This window comes from Thalassobacter stenotrophicus (assembly GCF_001458315.1).
Classification (GTDB): domain Bacteria; phylum Pseudomonadota; class Alphaproteobacteria; order Rhodobacterales; family Rhodobacteraceae; genus Thalassobacter; species Thalassobacter stenotrophicus.
In genome coordinates, this window is the sequence record NZ_CYRX01000033.1 from 294,290 (window position 1) to 312,638 (window position 18,349).

The window sequence follows — 18,349 nt, forward strand, 5'->3', positions numbered from 1 at the left end:
CTTTTCCGCACAAAGCCCGCAGGAGCGCCCATATTTCGCCACCCTTGCCTGTCACCTTTGCATCATCGAGAACATAAAAACGGGCAGAACTCTCATGTTTGCAAAACTGATCCGCAGCGTCACAGGCGACGCAGACAAACGCGCCCAAGATGCGCAAACCGTTGCTGCCGCTGCCCTGCGCAAACTAGAGGCCGCAGCAGAGGCTGAGGCGCATGCGCTGCGCGGATCCGGCTCGTGGGATACGGATTACACGCCCGCGCAGGAAATGCAGCCATTGCCCCGGGCCGCACCTGCGGCACCCAAGCCGCCCGCCCGTGTTGCGATCCACGCCATGCGCCTGATGACGCCCGGCCATCTGGCGGTGTTCAACATGATTACCGACCGGCTTGAGGTTGAGGCCCCCGATATGACCCTCCACGCACAAGTGTCGCTCGATGCGTTCTTGCATGTGGATCGTCGTGCGGCACAAACCGACCAAGATGCCGCCCGCGCGGGTTTCGTGGCGCAGCGGGTGGATATCTTGATCCTTGATGATGCGGGCCTGCCGGTCGCGGCGCTGGACTTTGTTGGCAACGCGCGGGATGCGGGGCCACTGGCTGATGCAAAAGCCGCGGCCCTAGAGGAAGCCGGCATCGGCTATGTCACCGCCAATGAACTGACCGCGCCCGACGATATCTGGACGCAGGTGTTCGCACACCTCTACCTAGAGGACGACGATATGCCCCAAGCGAACCCTTCGGGCGTCGCGGTCTAGCCGTCGTTGCCGCTGTCGGGTGTGGCCTCATCTGCTGGGGCCTGATCCGAAGCGGCCTCACCCGACGGGGCCTCAGATGCGGTGCCTACCTCTGGTGTCGGGTCAGTTTCCTGCGCCGGAGCCTCAGCTTCGGCCGCCAAGGCAGACAGCCGCCCCTGATCCCACTCACCGCTTTCGACCTCGCCCGTGGCATAGCGCATGGTGCCGGGACCCTGTCTCTTGCCCTTGGCAAAGCTGCCCTCATAGACGTCGCCGTTTGAATAGGTCGCGGTACCTTGGCCGTGGATTTCACCGGCCTGCCAACCACCCTGATAGACAAAGCCGTCAGCCATCGTGATCTTGCCCTCACCGTCGCGCTGGCCCTGCACAAACGTCCCGACATAGATCGTACCATCCGCATAGGTCGCGGTGCCCATGCCGTGGCGCAGCCCGTCTTCCCACGCGCCATCATAGCGGTAGCCATCGGCAAAGGTCATCACGCCTTGGCCATGGTTCTTGGCGTTCAGAAACTCCCCAACATACAGCAAACCGTTGGGATATTGCGCGCGGCCCGTGCCCTCAATCACGCCGTCCACCCAATCACCCTCATAGGTGGCGCCATCGGGATAGGTGATCTTGCCGGAGCCATGCGCCAGATCGTTGCGGAACCCGCCAACGTAGACCGAGCCGTCGGGATAGGTGACCTCACCCTCGCCCTCAATCCGGCCATCGACCCAAGAACCGACGTATTGGTACCCGTCTGTGCCCTTGAAAATGCCTTGGCCTTGGCGCTTGTCCTCAAAGAACTCGCCCTCATAGACGTCGCCATTGGCATAGGTGACCGCACCCGTGCCGTGGCGCTGGCCGTTGACCAAAAGGCCCTCATAGATGTCACCGTTGGGCTGGGTTAGACGGCCCAAGCCATTGATCTGACCGGCCTTCCAATTGCCGATATAGACCAAGCCGTCTGGCATTGTCAGGGTGCCTTGTCCCTCACGCGCGCCTTTGACCATTTGGCCTTCGTAGGTGGCACCATCGGGATAGGTGATCAGCCCGGTGCCGTCCTTCATCCCGTCCACCCATGATCCCTCATAGCGGTAGCCGGTGGTGCTTTCCATGATGCCATCGCCATCATGCAGGGCGTTTACGAAACTGCCGGTATAGCGCACGCCATTGGCATAATTGGCCACCCCGCGTCCGGTGATTTTACCGTCCAGCCAGTCGCCCTCATAGGTGCCGCCATCGGCAAAGATTATGCTGCCCGTGCCCTCGGGCTTTCCGCGCGCAAGCGTCCCGGTATAGACCGAGCCATCCGGAAACTCAGCCGTGCCCATGCCGCGGATTTCGCCCGCAGCCCATTCGCCGGTGTAGACATAGCCATTGGGCAGCCGATAGGTGCCGGTGCCGTGCTGTTTGCCGTCCAGAAAGGTGCCCTCATATATCCCGCCACCGTCATATTGCTTGGTGACGATCTCACCCTCCTGCGCCAAGGCGGTGCCGGGCGCGGAAAAAGCTAGGATAGTGGCCAGAATTAGGGCTGTCGATTTATGCGTCACGGTCTGCTCCCCACGAATGCGGTGACATCGCTCGCCCCAAAGCTAAATGACCGATAGGGCGGGGGCAACGGTTTTCCCCGCTCTGCGCGGGGGATAGCCGGGATCGGCGCTTTCCCTCCGTGCGCGATGTCGGTAGAGGGAAACTGCCGCAAGAGCACCAACCTGGGACGACACGGGGAGACGAGGCATATGTCGAGCACATTCCGCCTGACAATCGCGCAGCTAAATCCAGTGATGGGGGACCTTGAGGGCAATGCCGACAAGGCCCGCGCCGCATGGGCTGCGGGCAAAGCCGCAGGCGCCGACATGGTCGCGCTGCCCGAGATGTTCTTGACGGGCTATCAGCCCCAAGACCTTGTACGTAAACCTGCCTTTGTTGCCGATTGCGCCCGCCACCTAGAGGCGCTGGCCAAGGATTGCGCCGATGGCCCCGCGCTGGGCATTGGTGCGCCGTGGTGGAATGAGGGCGACGACAAACCCCACAACGCGTGGTTCGTGTTTGAGGCGGGTCGCACAGTTGCCCGTGTCCTGAAACACCACCTGCCCAACTACAAAGTCTTTGACGAAAAGCGCTACTTTCAATCCGGCGATGTGTCTGGCCCCTACCGGATTAAGGGCGTCGGGATTGGCACGCCGATCTGTGAGGACGCGTGGTTTGAGGATGTCGCAGAAACCCTCGCGGAGACAGGGGCAGAGATCCTCGTGATCCCCAACGGCTCCCCCTACTTTACGGGCAAGCAGGACGTGCGGTTTGCGCATATCGTGTCGCGCACCGTCGAGACAGGTTTGCCGGCCGTGTACCTGAATCTTGTGGGCGGGCAGGACGATCAGGTGTTTGATGGCGCAAGTTTTGTCCTGAACCCCCACGGCAAACTGACCCACCAACTGCCCGCATTTGAAGAACATATCGATCACATCGATTTCGAACTGGGCGAAGATGGCTGGGTCGCGGTCGAGGGCGAAAAAGCCCACGCGCCAGAAGGGATCGAGGCGGATTACCACGCCACGGTTTTGGCCCTGCGGGACTATATGGGCAAAGCGGGTTTCAAAAAGGCGCTGCTGGGGATGTCGGGGGGCGTTGATAGCGCGCTTGTGGCATGTATTGCCGCCGACGCGCTTGGCCCCGAGAATGTGCGCTGTGTGATGCTGCCGTCAGAATATACTTCGCAAGGATCGCTGGATGACGCGGCCACGGCGGCCCGCGCGCTGGGCTGCCCGTTGGACAACGTGCCGATCTCTGGGCCACGCGCCGCCGTGAGCGAGGCGCTTGGGCCGTTTTTCGCAGGCACCGAGCCGGGCATTGCTGAGGAAAACATCCAAAGCCGCCTGCGCGGGCTGCTATTGATGGCGCTGAGCAATAAGAACGGTGAAATGCTGCTGACGACAGGGAATAAATCCGAGGTCGCGGTGGGTTATGCCACGATCTATGGGGATATGTCCGGCGGGTATAACCCCATCAAAGACATGTACAAAACGCGGGTGTTTGATGTGTGCCGCTGGCGTAACGCCAACCACCGCCCTTGGATGCAGGCGCCTGCGGGTGAAATGATCCCGGTGAGCATCATCGACAAGCCGCCCTCGGCGGAACTGCGCCCGGATCAAAAAGATGAGGACAGCCTGCCGCCCTATGAGGTGCTGGACGCGATCCTTGAGCGCTTGATCGACCGGGAGCTTTCGGTGGCGGAGGTCGTGGCGGATGGCTACGACCGTGAAACGGTCAAGCGGGTCGAGTGGCTGATTTACATCAGCGAATACAAACGCTTTCAGTCGGCGCCGGGGGCGCGGCTGTCACAGCGCGCATTCTGGTTGGATCGTCGCTATCCGATTGTGAACCGCTGGCGCGATCCGAGCTGAGGTGTTGCGCCGCCCTTTGGGGCGTCGCGACGGCGAGGGACGCTGTCCCTCGCGCTCCCTGGGATATTTGAAAACCAAAGAGTTAGCGCAGTTTTGGCGGCTGATCCGGGTTCATGCCTGGGTTTGCGCCGGGTGTTTGAGTTTGGCTGAGTTGGGGGAGGTCAAACCGCAGCCCATGTTTGGCCAGAAGGGGTGTGATTGGATCGGCGGCGCGGAAGAAGCCCACGTCGAGTGCGCCGGCCTCAATGCCTGAGAAGGTGAGGGCCTCAGAGACGGCGCGGGCGAGGCTTGGTTCCGCCTCGGGGATGGCACCGACGAAGCCCAAAAGGTGGGTTTTTTGTGCGTTCTCATAGGTGACGGAGACCAAATAGGCGCTGCGGGCGAGGCCTTCGGCCATTGCCAGTTTGGTGTCCAACGCTGTGATCAGGGCTTCGGGCAGGCCTGCGGGCGGGGCGATTGTGTCGGGGGTTGCTTGGGTCTCGGACGGGGCGTTGGTGAGGGTTTCGGCGAGCCATGCGATGGCTTGGGGTTCTAGCAACTGGGACGAGGGGGCGACTTCGAGGTTTAGGCCGAGGCCGAGGCCTTCGGCGGCCAGCATTTGTGCCAATAGCCGGCCCGAGAGGGCGGCGTAGGGGGCGGGACCATCGGCAAAGTCGCTGAGCCGTTCGGGCAGGTCGAATGCGAGGACGAAGGTTTGGCCTTCGACCGGAAACAGCCGAGGCGCGATTTGGTCACCCTCGGCTTCTTGCTCCAGCAGGACAAAGAGTTCGGCGTCTGCGATCCGTTCATAGAACCTGAGGCGGGCGGCATCGGTGCCTTCGGTCTCGAGGGAGAGGGCGGCGGTGTCGAGTGGTGTGTTCATGCGAGGACCTCAGCGAGATGGCGGCGCAGGTGTGGAACGAGGTCGGCCTCGAACCAAGGGTGGCGTTTGAGCCATGCGGTATTGCGCCAAGACGGGTGAGGCAAGGGGTAAACCGAGGGTGCGTGGGTGCGCCACGCCGCGACAGTATCCGTGACGGAGCCGGATTTCAGGTGCCATTTCTGGGCATAGCCGCCAACCAGTAGGGTGAGTTGGATATTGGGCAGCGTGTCCAGCACTTGGGCCCTCCATGTGCGGGCGCAGAGGGGTGGCGGTGGCAAATCGGCGCCTTTGGCCGTGGTGCCGGGAAAGCAAAACGCCATTGGCACAATCGCGATGCGGCTTGCATCATAGAACTGATCGCGGGTGAGGCCCATCCAGTTGCGCAAGCGATCCCCGGAGGGATCATCAAAGGGCAGGCCCGAGGCGTGTACTCGCGCACCCGGGGCCTGGCCTGCGATCAAAATCCGAGCAGAAGCCTCGGCGCGGACCACGGGGCGCGGTTGGTGGCCAGTGTGCGTTGCCTCAAAACGCGCGGTGCAAAGGCGGCAGCTTGCGATGTCATCCAAAAGGTCCATGCCCGCAGGCTATAGGCCAGCAGCTCGCTTTGAAATCCTGGCTGTGGGTCTTTGGCGTGTTTTCCGCCCGGCAGCAGTCCGATCATGGCCGGGCATCATGCAATCCCACTAGGGCCACCCGAAATACGGCGCTTTTTGGCCCCCGCTCCATTGCGAATGCCACAAGTTCGGCCAATAGGGCGGACAAACAGACATAATACCGCCTATTTCCACCGCTACCGTAAACATATCTGTCCAGAATGGACGGGTCCGATATGGTGCGGGCGAAGGGCCGGTATATGCTTGAATTTGACTCTGTCTCCAAGTCCTTTTGGACCGGCACGCAACGCAAGGTGATCTTGGATCGCGCTTCGTTTCGCGTGGACGTGGGGCAGTCGTTGGGCATCCTCGCGCCCAATGGTGCGGGCAAAACCACCCTGATCAATATGATGGCTGGCCTCGAAAAACCGGACGAAGGCACCGTGACCAAAACCTGCCGGGTGTCCTTTCCGCTGGGGTTCATGGGCGGGGTCGTGAACAAACACTCCGGCACCGAAAACGCCCGATATATCGCGCGGCTCTACGGGCTGGACCCCGATTATGTCGAAGCATTTTGCCGCTATCTGTGCGGGATCGATGAATATTTCGACATGCCCATTGGCACCTACAGCCAAGGCATGCGGGCGCGATTCACCTTTGCGCTGATGCTGGCGCTGGAATTTGACATTTACCTGATCGACGAGGGGATGCCCTCAACCACGGACGTGGAATTCAACCGCAAAGCGGGGTCCATCCTGCGCGAACGGCTGCAATCCGCCACTGTGGTGATCGTTTCGCACCAGCCCAAGACGCTGGCGCGCTTTGCAGATAAGGCGGCCGTTCTAAGCAACGGCAAGCTCCATCAATTTGAGACGTTAGAAGAGGCCAGAAGGCTCTATGACTATGAAACCCAAACCTAAGAAATTCCGCGTGCGCCGCGCCGCGACGGGCCAGACCGAGGGCCAACTCACGAGTGGGACATCCGGGGATAAGGTGTTTGAGACCACGGATGACGGTTTTGGCGACGCTGATTTCCGCGCAGCCCCCCCGCGGGAGGGGGCCTCGCCCAAACAAGCCGCGATTGACCGTGAGCTTGCGGCCATTCGGGCCGAGGGGCTGACGGGCCGCCAGTTGCGCATGGCCCGCAGGGTCGCTCAGATGCGCGGCGTCACACCGTCCTCGGACTTTGATGCCGTGCGCCAATTGCGCGCTATGGGGGTCGATCCCTTCGCCAAGGCCAACATGCTGGAACTGGTCGCGGGCGCGAATGTGCCCGCCGTGACCCCCGCTCCGCAGACACCACCACAAACGCCACAACCGGCCCCCGCGGGCATTGATGCGGCGACCCGCGCGGCGGACATCATCGCCATTCAGCGCGACATCGCCGGTCGGCGTCGGCGCAAAGTCGCGCTGCTTACGGCGCGGCTGTTGTTCTTTGTGATGCTGCCGACGTTCATTGCGGCGTTCTACTTCTACATGCTCGCCACGCCGATGTTCGCCACCAAATCGGAGTTCGTGATCCAACAAGCCGACGGCGGTGGCGGCGGGGCCGGGGGCTTGGGGGGGCTGTTTTCGGGCACCTCAATGGCGACACAGCAGGATTCGATCTCGGTCCAAAGCTATCTTCTTTCGCGCGATGCGCTGGCCCGGCTGGACGATGATCTGGGCTTTCGCGCGCATTTTGAGGGCGACAATATTGATGAATTGCAACGCCTCACCCCCGAAAGCAGCAATGAAGACACCTATAAATTGTACCAGCGTATGGTTCGCATCGGCTATGACCCCACGGAAGGCGTCATCAAGATGGAGGTCATCGCCGCCGACCCCGCCACCAGCGAAGCCTTTGCCAATGCGCTGATCGGATACGCTGAGGAGCAGGTGGATCAACTGACCGCGCGCCTGCGCTCGGACCAGATGCAGGGCGCGATGGGCAGTTTTGAGGCCGCAGAGGTGCGCATGCTTGAGGCGCAACAAAGCGTCGTGCGGCTTCAGGAACAGCTGGGCGTCGTTTCGGCGGATGTTGAGCTGTCCTCACGGATGGAACAAATCGGCGTTGTCGAAACCGAACTGCGCGATGCGCGTTTCCGGCTTGATACGATGATGTCGAACGCCCGCCCCAATGCGGCACAGGTCGAAAATCTTGAACGGATCATTCGTCTCCGCGAAGCTGAGATTTCTGAACTGCGCGGCAGCCTGACCGAAGGGGCCGAGGGCACGGCATCGCTTGCGCGGATATCGGCAGAGTTGGGCGTGGCCCAGATGGATCTGACCACCCGGCAGGCCCTGTTGCAGCAAGCTGCCCAACAGCTCGAAACCGCCCGGATTGAGGCGAACCGACAGGTCCGCTACCTTTCCACCTCTGTCCCGCCCCGCGCCCCGGATGAGGCGACCTACCCCCGCAAATTTGAAAACACGCTGCTGGCATTCATCATTTTCGCAGGCATTTACCTGATGATTTCGCTCACGGCCTCGATCTTACGCGAACAAGTTTCGGCCTGATCTCGCGTCACACAACTGCAACGCCGCGCGGTCTATATTGGCACCGGCGTTGCATCTTAACCCCCGCTCCGCCATCCAAGGCCAAAGACTTCAAGAGGGACGATTTGATGAAACCTATTGCCGACGTGACGCCCAACACATGGGAATTTCTGCGCGATCCGATGATCAAACCCACCGGTTTTCGTGAATATGACGCGCGCTGGCGGTTTCCCGAAGAAATCAACCTGCCTGGTATGCAGGCGCTGGGGCGCGGTCTGGGCACCCAGATGCATGAGGCAGGTATCCCCCCGGTGATTGCTGTCGGTAATGATTACCGCGACTATTCCGTGGCGATCAAATACGCCCTGATGACCGGCCTGATGGAGGCCGGCATCCACGTGCGCGATATCGGCCCAGCTCTGTCACCAATGGCATATTTCGCGCAGTTCCACCTTGATGCGCCCGCCGTTGCGATGGTCACGGCCTCACACAATCCGAACGGTTGGACGGGCGTCAAAATGGGGTTTGAGCGTCCGCTTACCCACGGCCCTGATGAAATGTCCCGCCTGCGCGAAATCGTATTGAATGGCGAAAGCATCGCGCGCGATGGCGGCAAGTACGAACGTGTCGATGGTGTCCTTGAGGCGTATATTGATGACCTCGTGGGGGATTTCAAAATGTCCCGCCCGCTCAAGGTTGTGTGCGCGGCGGGCAACGGCACGGCGGCGGCCTTTGGCCCCGAGGTCCTGCGCCGCATGGGCGTCGATGTCGTCGAGAGCCACTGCGAGTTGGACTATACCTTCCCCAACTACAACCCAAACCCCGAAGCGATGGAAATGCTGCACGACATGTCCGCAAGCGTCAAAGCCAGCGGCGCGGACTTTGCGCTCGGCTTCGATGGTGACGGTGACCGCTGCGGGGTGGTGGACAATGAGGGCGAAGAGATTTTCGCCGATAAGGTCGGCGTGATTATGGCCCGTGACCTGTCACGCCTTCACCCCAACGCGACCTTTGTGGCGGACGTGAAATCCACGGGCATCTATGCCAGCGACCCGGTCCTCAAGGAAAACGGCGCAACCACGGATTACTGGAAAACCGGGCACAGCCACATGAAACGTCGCGTCCACGCTTTGGGCGCGCTCGCGGGGTTTGAGAAATCCGGCCACTACTTCCTCGCGGAGCCTGTGGGCCGGGGCTACGACTGCGGCATGCGTGTCGCGGTTGAGATCTGCAAACTGATGGACCGGAACCCCGATAAATCCATGGCTGACCTGCGCCGTGAGCTGCAAACCACCTACACCACGCCCACGCTGTCCCCCTATTGCTCGGACACCGAAAAGTACGACACGCTGGACCGGATCGTGGCCAAACTGATCGCTCATCAGCCGGGCGGCACCCTCGCGGGGCTCAAGATCACCGACATCGTCACCGTGAACGGCGCGCGGGTTATGCTGGAAAACGGGGGCTGGGCGCTGGTTCGGGCCTCATCCAACACGCCGAACCTTGTCGTCGTCTGCGAAAGCCCCGAAAGCCCGGAACAGCTGCGCGCCATTTTCAACGACCTCGACGCGATCATCCGCACGGAGCCGAACGTCGGCGACTACGACCAAGGGTTCTAGCAGGCCTGCCCACAGGCCCAGCCCGAAGACCATGCCCATTGGAAGTTGTAGCCGCCCAACCATCCGGTCACGTCCACGACTTCGCCGATGAAATGCAGGCCCGGTACGGTGCGCGCGGCAAACGTGCGCCCGTCGAGGGCCGCGGTATCCACACCGCCCAGCGTGACCTCCGCCGTGCGGTAGCCTTCGGTGCCCGCTGGCGTGACGTCCCAACTGTGAACCGCCGCGTCCAATGCATCGAGGGCCGCGTTGCTTTGATCGGCCAGCGTGCCCGACACCTGCGCACGCGCCACGACCTGCACGGCCAGCTTTTCAGGCAAATGCCGCGCCAGCGCATTTTTGATCGAGATTTTGCCCGCCTCTTGCCGCGCGGCCTTTAGCGGCTCTGCGATGGGGGTGTTGGCCGCCAAATCCACCGTGATCGGCGCGCCTTCGGTCCAGTAGCTTGAAATTTGCAGGATCGACGGCCCCGACAACCCACGGTGCGTGAACAAAAGCCCCTCATCGAATGAGGTGCCGCCCGCCGCGACCGTCGCTTGCACGGATGTGCCGGACAACGTGGCCATATCGGCCTTTAGCTGCCCTTCAAACGTTAACGGCACCAGCGCGGGGCGCGTGGGCACGATGCGCAAGCCAAAATGCTCGGCGATGTGATACCCGATGCCAGATGCGCCGATTTTGGGAATGCTCTTGCCGCCCGTCGCAACCACAACGGCCTCCGCCGCCAAGGGGCCAGAGGTCGTGTCCACCACAAAGCCCGCCGCGCTGCGCGTCACATTGGATACCCCGCAGCCCAGCCGCAACGTGGCCCCGGCCTCTGCCAATTCCCGCGTCAGCATGGCGATGATATCCTTGGCGGAGCTGTCGCAAAACAACTGCCCCAGCGTCTTTTCGTGCCACGGAATGCCCGCCGCATCGACACGCTCGATAAAATCCCATTGGGTGTAACGGTTTAGCGCCGACAGCGCGAAGCGCGGGTTCTCACCAAGGAACTTGTGCGGCTCAATATACATGTTGGTGAAATTGCACCGCCCCCCGCCCGAGATACGGATTTTCTCGCCCGGGGCCTTCGCATGATCCACCACTAAAACACGCCGCCCACGCCGTGCAGCCTCGATGCCGCAAAACAGCCCCGCGGCGCCTGCGCCCAATATGATGACGTCCCAACTTTCCATGTCGCCGCCTTACGCAGGGCTTCGGTTCATAACAAGTAATTTCCGCTGATTTTTTGCTTGCAGAGCCTCAACACACGCCCTAGATAACGCGGCACGGTTGGGATGTAGCCAAGTGGTAAGGCAACTGTTTTTGGTACAGTGTACCGTAGGTTCGAATCCTACCATCCCAGCCAAATTCTCCAGACTTCTGTGAAATAGCCGTCGCGCCAGGCCGCAGGTCGTTTCCCATCCGCGCAGGTCACCTGCCTCGGGCTTGGGCATTGTCAAACCCTCATATTTCACGCCGTGTCGCTTACGCTGCCCAGTAACAATCTCGAATTGGAACCAATTGCTTGCACTGCTAAACCAGCTAAATTGCAGATTTATCTTTTATTTTTAGTATATTTTCGATCTTTGTTCCCGTTCTGCTAGTTAAATCTTATAGTCTGTGGTATCTGTGTGAGAATATGACAGATACATTTGAAAATTTCCTTAACGATATTACCCGTTGCTTTCTTGAGCCCAATTTTGATTTGTGGCGCAGTCGGCTGATATTACCTTTTTCGATTGTCATGAAAGACGGGACTATGGTCCTGAGTGATGTCGATGAAGTGAAACGCAATTTTGATCTTTACCTAAAGGCGGTTGAGATCATGAAACCGGATGTCATCGACCGAAGCATCGTAAGCTTTGAGCATTGCGATGACGGATCGATTCTTGGGACTTTTCGAACCCGTGTTGTCCGTGATGGCATTTTGGTCATCGAACCCTACGCGGGCACCGCGCTGTTGCGGCGGATCGATGGCCGTTTGCAGATGTCGTCCCTGTTGAATGCGCGTGGCCACCATGAATGGACCGGAATCAGGGGCCATTAGGCACGCCAAATTGGGCTGCAATTCGCGTTTCTGGGCGGTGTTGCCCCCATAGTACACGGGCTTGGCGAATGCCCGCCCAACGGGGTGTGGCAATAGGGCGACTTTACGCACGCTAGGGGCGAGTGCCACACTCTTCATACGATCTTTATGAATTCATGTAAAAGTAGTCTGTATGCTTTTACATAAATTTTTTATTAAAATTCAAATGAATGGCCCGGGTGCGCGGATACTTATCGTGTGCGCCGGACTGGTAAGGATAGGCGCCCGTGCGGTCCGAACAAGATGATGCTGTGCGCATCTATCAAACGCATCTGGATGAGGTAGGACACGCCATTGAGCATGGGGATTTCGACGGCTACGCCCAACATTTTGCTTTAGCTCATGAATTTGAAACAGTTGTCGGAAATGTTCGTATCTCGAACCCCGTCTCTTTGCGCCTGCTTTTCGATACGCTTTGCGGCCAGTTAGAGCTGCACAATCTGCCGACGCTGCACCGCGTGTGCAAAGAGGCCAGTTTCACAGGCCCCACCACCATCCTTGGGACACACCAAACCCGTCTTGTTCGCCAAGATGCGATCGTGGCTGAGTCGTTCACGGCGCGTTGCGTGCTAAAGCTGCGGGGCAACCAATGGCGGCTGTCTCGGATGCAGGTGAACGACGGTGCCAAAGCGCTGCCTGCGGTTGTGATGTCTCATGTGCTAAGCCGTCAAAAGCGCCGGGGCTAAATCCGGTTCACAGGGATTTTTAGCACCATATTGCCCGCATCATCCTCGGGCACGTCGCCTGCGCGCATATTGACCTGAAGCGCGGGCAGGATCAGCTTTGGCATGGCCAATTGCGCATCGCGCGCCTCACGCATCGCAACAAACGCCTCCCGCGAGGCGCCGGCGCCGACGTGAATATTCGCCGCCCGTTGCTCGGCGATTGTGGTTTCCCATGCGATGGCGCGGCCGCCGGGACCGTAATCGTGGCACACAAACAGCCGCATCTCATCGGGGAGCGCCAGAACTCTTTGGATCGAATCGTATAGCTGCCCCGCGTCACCGCCGGGAAAATCCGCACGGGCAGAGCCGCCGTCAGGCATGAATAGCGTGTCACCGGCAAAAACTGCGTCGCCCATGATATGCACCATACACGCGGGCGTGTGGCCGGGGGTGTGCAGGGCAGTGCAGGGCATCGCGCCGACATGATAGGTATCGCCATCGGTAAACAGCGCGTCAAATTGCGACCCATCCCGCTGAAACTCGGTGCCTTCGTTGAACACTTTGCCAAAGGTTTCTTGCACGGTTGTGATCTGCGCGCCGATCCCGATTTTGCCGCCCAAACGCTCTTGCAGGTACGGCGCGCCGCTCAGGTGGTCGGCGTGGACATGGGTCTCAATGATCCACTCCAGTTGCAGGTTCGCGCCCTCGATATGGGCGATCATCGCGTCGGCGCATTCAGAGGTCAGCCGCCCGGCGGCGGCATCGAAATTCATTACCGCATCAATCGCCACACAGGCGGGGCCGTCCGGTTCCTGCACGACGTAAGCGATGGTGTTGGATTGTGCATCAAAGAAAGGCGTGACCTTGGGGTGAAGGTCCATCTGGATGTCTGCGGGCAAGGGCATCGTTGTCTCCTCTCTCCGGGGCCTGAGTGTTCAAAAATAATGTATACATTAATGTGTACATTAAGGCGCTGTCATTTGACCGCCTCAATAGGGCCTCCGTCAGCCTCCCAGCCTGAAAAGCCGGTGCGCAAATGTGCGGCTTCAAATCCCATGTCCTGAAGCGTGGCCACGGTTAGGGCAGATCTCCAGCCAGAGGCGCAGTGAAAGACGTATCGCTTTCCCTCTTGGGAAAAGACGGGCTTGTGATAGGGGCTGTCGGGATCGACCCAGAATTCGACCATGCCGCGGGGGGCGTGGACTGCACCGGGGATCGCGCCTGTGCGGGTGCGCTCGCGGGGGTCACGGATATCGACGATGACTACATTCGGGTCATCTACCTGTGCGATCAGGTCTGCGGTCTCAACCTCGGTGATGCGCGCCCGTGCGGCGGCAACCATATCCGCCGATGACATCTTTAGCTTGGTCATATTTGCCTCCCGTTTTGGGGAAGGGTGACAGCTTTGGGCGGGTCGATCAACACGTCTGGACAATCACGCGCCCGGGCGCGACCTTGGCGGCAGATTTGGACAGGAGGCCACCATGGCACAGACGAAATATGCACTCATCACTGGCGGCGCTCAGGGTATCGGATTGGCCTGCGCCGAGGCGTTGGCAGAGGACGGCTACACCGTTCTTCTGGCGGATATCAAAGACACCGTACACACCGAGGCTGCGCGTTTGGGCGGGCATGGATATGTCTGTGATATGGGCGATGCAGAAGCGGTTTTGGCCTTGTTTGATACGATTGAGGCTGATCATGGCCCTGTGGCGGCTTTGGTGAACAACGCCGGTATCGCGGCGCCGGGGGATTTCTTGGACTATGACCTGGCCACATTTGATGCGGTGCTGGGCGTCAACCTGCGCGGCGTGTTCGTGGCGACGCAGCGCGCGGCGAAGGCGATGGTTGCGGGCGGAATACAAGGGGCGATTGTTAACATGTCGTCGATCAATGCGCAGGTCGCGATCCCTGCGATCCCGGCGTATTGCGCGTCTAAGGGCGGTGTGATGCAACTGACGAAGGTTGCGGCCCTTGCGCTGGCGCCATCGGGCATTCGCGTGAACGCGGTTGGGCCGGGTTCTATCGACACGGAGATGATGGCGGGCGTGAATGCCAACCCTGATGCGTTCAAGACCGCCATGTCGCGTACGCCGCTGGGTCGTCCGGGCACGGCTAAGGAAATCGGGGATGTCGTGGCATTCCTATGCTCGGACAAGGCGAGCTATGTCACCGGTGAGACGATCTATGTTGATGGTGGGCGGCTGGGCCTGAACTACACGATGTGATCCGCAAGGGCGCGCGCGGGACGGGCCGTCGAGGCCCGCCCCACGCCACACACCGCCAAGCGGGTGTGCGCCCAAGTCCCACCGGATCGAATCAGGACATTCCGCCGCGCGCCCTCGTTGCGTCTTGAACGGCGCGGCCTGTGCCGTTAAGCGGGCGGTATACGATTGTATGCCGCCCTGCAGGAGGAACCGACCTATGGCTCAAACACCCGGAACGATTATCTACACCAAGGTCGATGAGGCCCCCCAACTGGCCTCTGCTTCGCTGCTGCCGATCATCGAGAGCTTTCTTGGCAAAGCCAGCCTGAACGTGGAAACCCGCGATATTTCGCTGGCGGGCCGGGTTATTGCGACCTTCCCCGAAAACCTGACGGCTGAGCAGCGCATTGCGGATGATCTTGCGGGTTTGGGTGAGCTGGTCAAAACGGCCGATGCGAACGTGATCAAGCTGCCCAACGTCTCGGCCTCGGTGCCGCAGTTGGAAGCCTGCATCAAAGAGCTTCAGTCGCAGGGCTATGACATCCCCGACTATCCCGAGGACCCGCAGACTGACGCGGAAAAAGACGCCCGCGCCCGCTATGACGCCATCAAAGGCTCGGCTGTGAATCCGGTTCTGCGCGAAGGCAACTCGGACCGCCGCGCCCCTGCTGCGGTTAAGGCATTCGCCCAAGCCAACCCCCATTCCATGGGCGAATGGTCCGCCGAGAGCAAAACGCGCGTGGCCACGATGGGCGCGAACGATTTCCGCAGCAACGAAACCTCGGTCACGCTGAGTGCCGCGCAGGCCGCTGGCACCGCCAAGATCGTACACACCGCAGCGGACGGCACGCAGACGGTCCTGAAGGACGGTCTGAGCTTTCCTGAAGGCACCATCGTTGATGCGACATTCATGTCGGTCAAAGCGCTGAAGGCGTTTTACGACGCTCAAATCGCGTCCGTTGCAGAAGAAGGCACGCTGTTTTCGCTGCACATGAAAGCCACGATGATGAAGGTCTCGGACCCGATCATTTTTGGCCACTGTGTGCGCCAATACCTTGCGCCCGTGTTCGACCAGTACGGTGCGGATTTTGACGCGGCTGGCGTGTCGCCGAACGGCGGGCTGGGTGCGATGCTCGACAAAATCGCCGAGATGTCCAATGGGGCTGAGATCAAGGCGGCGATTGACGCCTGCCTCGCCTCGCGTCCGCCGATGTATATGGTGAACTCCGATAAGGGCATCACCAACCTGCACGTCCCGTCGGACGTGATTATCGACGCCTCGATGCCTGCGGTGATCCGCGCGGGCGGCAAGGGCTGGGGGCCCGATGGCAACGAGGGCGATACAACCTGTGTCATCCCCGACAGCTCCTACGCAGGTGTCTATGCCGAGACGATTGATTACTTCAAAGAGACCGGCAAGCTGGACGTAACCACCGCAGGCACCGTGCAAAACGTGGGCCTGATGGCGCAAAAAGCTGAGGAATACGGCTCACACCCGACGACGTTTGAACTGGCTGCCGGTGGCACAGTTGAGATGATCGCGGGCAACGGCGACGTATTGCACAGCCACAGCGTTGAGGCGGGCGACATCTGGCGTCTGGCGTCTGCGCGCAAGGACCCAATCCTGAACTGGATCGAGTTGGCGATTGAGCGTCAGGCCGCAGAAGATTGCCGCGCGATTTTCTGGCTGGACGCGGACCGCGCCCACGATGCCGAGCTGATCAAATACGTCACCCCCGTGCTTGAAGCGCGCGGTCTGTCGGACAAGTTTGAGATCATGGCGCCCACGCCTGCCACCCGCGCCTCGTGCGAGACGATCCGTGAGGGCAAGACCTGCATCGCGATCACCGGGAACGTGCTGCGCGATTACCTGACCGATCTGTTCCCGATCCTTGAGGTTGGCACATCGGCCAAGATGCTGTCGGTTGTGAAGCTGATGCAAGGCGGCGGTCTGTTTGAAACGGGTGCTGGTGGCTCTGCGCCCAAGCACGTGCAGCAGTTGGTCGAGCAAAACCACCTGCGCTGGGACAGCTTGGGTGAGTTCTGTGCCCTGGGTGAAAGCCTGCGGTTCGCGGGCACGCCTGCGGCCAAGTTGATGGGCAAAGCCGTTGATGACGCCACCGAAAAGCTGTTGTCTGAAGGTAAGTCGCCGGGTCGTAAAGTGGGTCAAGACGACAACCGCACTAGCCACTATTACTTTGCTCGCTACTGGGCGGAGGCGATGGCGGCACAGACTGATGATGCGGACCTTGCGGCGGCGTTTGCGCCCATCGCACAGGCGTTGGCCAGCGGCGAAGACGCGATTGTGTCTGAGTTGAAGGCCGGTGGCGGCACAGCCGTTGATCTGGGCGGCTACTATCACACCGACCCCGCCAAGGCGGCAGCGGTGATGCGCCCCTCAGCCACGCTGAACGCGATTATCGGCTAAGCGATACAAAGCTAAGCGACACAAACGAACAAACGCCGCGCCCCGAATGTGGGTGCGGCGTTTTTTGTTATGCGTATTGCGTAATCATATTGCGCGCCGGATGCTCATAAATTAGGCTTTCCTCCGCAGGGCATGGGGGGCGGCCGCTTTGCGACAGTCGTCTGCTTTTCTCTGTGCGCGGGTGCCTTAAGAGTGCACGCGGTGTTCCACAGGGAAGGACAAATCCATGACATTTCACAAGACCGTTTTGGCCGCTGCCGCGTCGCTGATTGCGGCGCCGGTTATCGCTCAAACTGACGTACCTTTCGCGCTCGATTGGAAATTTGAGGGCCCCGCTGCCCCGTATTTCCACGCACTCGACGCAGGCTATTTTGAGGCCGAGGGCCTGAACGTGACCATCGCCGAGGGCCGCGGCTCGCTCGACGCTATTCCAAAGGTTGCGACCGGCGCGTTTCCGGTGGGCTTTGCCGACATCAACTCGTTGATGCGGTTCCTCGACCAAAACCCCGGCGCGCCCGTGACGGCCGTGATGATGGTGTATGACAAGCCACCTTTCGCCGTTGTTGGCCGCAAGTCGCTGGGCGTTTCGGCACCTGCCGACCTGATGGATAAAGTGCTGGGCGCACCGCCCCCCGATGGCGCATGGGCGCAGTTCCCGATCTTTGCTGCTGAAACCGGCATCGACGCGGATAAAATCACGGTTGAGCCCGTAGGCTTCCCCACGCGTGAGCCGATGTTGGCAGAGGGCAACGTGGCCGCGATTACTGGTTTCTCGTTCTCGTCCACGCTGAACCTCAAGCGTTTGGGCGTGCCTGCGGATGATATCTCGGTGCTGCTGATGGCGGATTACGGCGTGGACCTTTATGGCAACGCGATCATCGTCAACACTGAGTTCGCGGCGGAAAACCCCGAAATCGTGACCGGCTTTTTGCGCGCTGTTGCAAAGGGTTGGAAAGACGCGATTGCCACGCCTGGCGCCGCTGTTGACGCCCTGATCAAGCGCAACCCTGCCGCCGACCCCGCGCTGGAAACGGAGCGTCTGCAAATGGCGATTGATGCCAACGTGCTGACCGATTTCGTGAAAGCAAACGGCATGGGTACGGTTGATGCAGACCGCATGACCAGCGCGATTGAGCAGACCAAGCAGGTCTATGAGTTTCAGGCCGCACCCGACGCGAGCCTGTACTTTGACGCGAGCTTCCTGCCCGCTGACGGCAGCCTTGCGCTGCAATAAACGACGTAAGGGTCGCGCGAATGTCGCGCGGCCCTTTTTTGCTGTTGAATGA

General features: G+C 60.5%; 16 protein-coding genes and 1 tRNA gene. 11 read left to right on the plus strand and 6 right to left on the minus strand.

Annotated features, from left to right (window positions below; all coding sequences use genetic code 11):
• Positions 1-94 precede the first annotated feature (94 nt).
• Positions 95-754, plus strand: coding sequence for a DUF2726 domain-containing protein (locus tag THS5294_RS15990; protein ID WP_038004487.1), 660 nt, complete (start codon positions 95-97; stop codon positions 752-754).
• Here THS5294_RS15990 and THS5294_RS15995 read toward each other — a convergent pair.
• Positions 751-2,289: an MORN repeat-containing protein gene (locus tag THS5294_RS15995; RefSeq protein WP_082645059.1), complete on the minus strand. Its 1,539-nt coding sequence runs from the start codon at positions 2,287-2,289 to the stop codon at positions 751-753. The genes THS5294_RS15990 and THS5294_RS15995 overlap by 4 nt on opposite strands.
• 189 nt (positions 2,290-2,478) lie before the next feature.
• Here THS5294_RS15995 and THS5294_RS16000 point away from each other — a divergent pair, with 189 nt between their 5' ends.
• Positions 2,479-4,143: an NAD+ synthase gene (locus tag THS5294_RS16000; protein WP_058124518.1), complete on the plus strand. Its 1,665-nt coding sequence runs from the start codon at positions 2,479-2,481 to the stop codon at positions 4,141-4,143.
• Between the two features lie 82 nt (positions 4,144-4,225).
• Here THS5294_RS16000 and THS5294_RS16005 read toward each other — a convergent pair whose 3' ends face one another.
• Both THS5294_RS16005 and THS5294_RS16010 read right to left on the minus strand, forming a co-directional pair.
• Positions 4,226-5,005 (minus strand): SseB family protein, encoded by a 780-nt coding sequence (locus tag THS5294_RS16005; protein WP_058124519.1) that lies wholly within the window; start codon positions 5,003-5,005, stop codon positions 4,226-4,228.
• Entirely contained in the window at positions 5,002-5,580 is a 579-nt protein-coding gene (locus THS5294_RS16010) for a uracil-DNA glycosylase family protein (RefSeq protein WP_058124520.1), read from the minus strand. The genes THS5294_RS16005 and THS5294_RS16010 overlap by 4 nt, the downstream gene beginning before the upstream one ends.
• 278 nt (positions 5,581-5,858) lie before the next feature.
• Here THS5294_RS16010 and THS5294_RS16015 point away from each other — a divergent pair, with 278 nt between their 5' ends.
• The 3 genes from THS5294_RS16015 (at position 5,859) to THS5294_RS16025 (ending at position 9,695) form a co-directional block, all read left to right on the plus strand.
• The gene (locus tag THS5294_RS16015; RefSeq protein WP_058124521.1) at positions 5,859-6,518 is read left to right on the plus strand and encodes an ABC transporter ATP-binding protein; all 660 of its coding nucleotides are present in this window, start codon (positions 5,859-5,861) and stop codon (positions 6,516-6,518) included.
• Positions 6,496-8,097, plus strand: a complete 1,602-nt coding sequence (locus THS5294_RS16020; protein WP_058124522.1) for a KpsE/RkpR family capsule polysaccharide export protein — start codon at positions 6,496-6,498, stop codon at positions 8,095-8,097. The genes THS5294_RS16015 and THS5294_RS16020 overlap by 23 nt, the downstream gene beginning before the upstream one ends.
• Positions 8,098-8,204: 107 nt before the next feature.
• Positions 8,205-9,695, plus strand: coding sequence for a phosphomannomutase/phosphoglucomutase (locus tag THS5294_RS16025; RefSeq protein WP_370736587.1), 1,491 nt, complete (start codon positions 8,205-8,207; stop codon positions 9,693-9,695).
• Here THS5294_RS16025 and THS5294_RS16030 read toward each other — a convergent pair.
• Positions 9,692-10,870, minus strand: coding sequence for a BaiN/RdsA family NAD(P)/FAD-dependent oxidoreductase (locus tag THS5294_RS16030; RefSeq protein WP_058124524.1), 1,179 nt, complete (start codon positions 10,868-10,870; stop codon positions 9,692-9,694). The two genes, THS5294_RS16025 and THS5294_RS16030, sit on opposite strands and share 4 nt — an antisense overlap.
• Positions 10,871-10,968: 98 nt before the next feature.
• On the opposite strand from THS5294_RS16030, the gene THS5294_RS16035 reads away from it, so the two are divergent.
• The 3 genes from THS5294_RS16035 (at position 10,969) to THS5294_RS16045 (ending at position 12,449) form a co-directional block, all read left to right on the plus strand.
• Positions 10,969-11,043, plus strand: a tRNA-Gln gene (locus THS5294_RS16035).
• Between the two features lie 393 nt (positions 11,044-11,436).
• On the plus strand, positions 11,437-11,724 hold the full coding sequence (locus THS5294_RS16040) for a hypothetical protein (RefSeq protein ID WP_139278617.1): 288 nt from the start codon (positions 11,437-11,439) through the stop codon (positions 11,722-11,724).
• 266 nt (positions 11,725-11,990) lie between these two features.
• Positions 11,991-12,449 carry a hypothetical protein gene (locus THS5294_RS16045; RefSeq protein WP_058124526.1) on the plus strand — a complete coding sequence of 153 codons (459 nt, stop codon included), beginning with the start codon at positions 11,991-11,993 and terminating at the stop codon, positions 12,447-12,449.
• On the opposite strand, the gene THS5294_RS16050 is transcribed toward THS5294_RS16045, so the two are convergent.
• Together THS5294_RS16050 and THS5294_RS16055 are read right to left on the minus strand one after the other, a co-directional pair.
• Complete coding sequence (locus THS5294_RS16050; protein WP_058124527.1) at positions 12,446-13,333, minus strand: MBL fold metallo-hydrolase; 888 nt, start codon at positions 13,331-13,333, stop codon at positions 12,446-12,448. The two genes, THS5294_RS16045 and THS5294_RS16050, sit on opposite strands and share 4 nt — an antisense overlap.
• A 71-nt stretch (positions 13,334-13,404) precedes the next feature.
• Positions 13,405-13,800 carry a rhodanese-like domain-containing protein gene (locus tag THS5294_RS16055; protein WP_058124528.1) on the minus strand — a complete coding sequence of 132 codons (396 nt, stop codon included), beginning with the start codon at positions 13,798-13,800 and terminating at the stop codon, positions 13,405-13,407.
• Positions 13,801-13,912: 112 nt separating this feature from the next.
• Between THS5294_RS16055 and THS5294_RS16060 the strand changes: the two genes are divergently transcribed.
• The 3 genes from THS5294_RS16060 to THS5294_RS16070 all read left to right on the plus strand — a co-directional run bounded on the left by THS5294_RS16060 (position 13,913) and on the right by THS5294_RS16070 (position 18,297).
• Entirely contained in the window at positions 13,913-14,656 is a 744-nt protein-coding gene (locus tag THS5294_RS16060; RefSeq protein WP_038004504.1) for an SDR family NAD(P)-dependent oxidoreductase, read from the plus strand.
• A gap of 196 nt (positions 14,657-14,852) precedes the next feature.
• Positions 14,853-17,063: an NADP-dependent isocitrate dehydrogenase gene (locus THS5294_RS16065; protein ID WP_058124529.1), complete on the plus strand. Its 2,211-nt coding sequence runs from the start codon at positions 14,853-14,855 to the stop codon at positions 17,061-17,063.
• A 226-nt stretch (positions 17,064-17,289) separates the two neighbouring features.
• Entirely contained in the window at positions 17,290-18,297 is a 1,008-nt protein-coding gene (locus THS5294_RS16070; RefSeq protein ID WP_038004507.1) for an ABC transporter substrate-binding protein, read from the plus strand.
• The last annotated feature ends 52 nt before the right edge of the window (positions 18,298-18,349 follow it).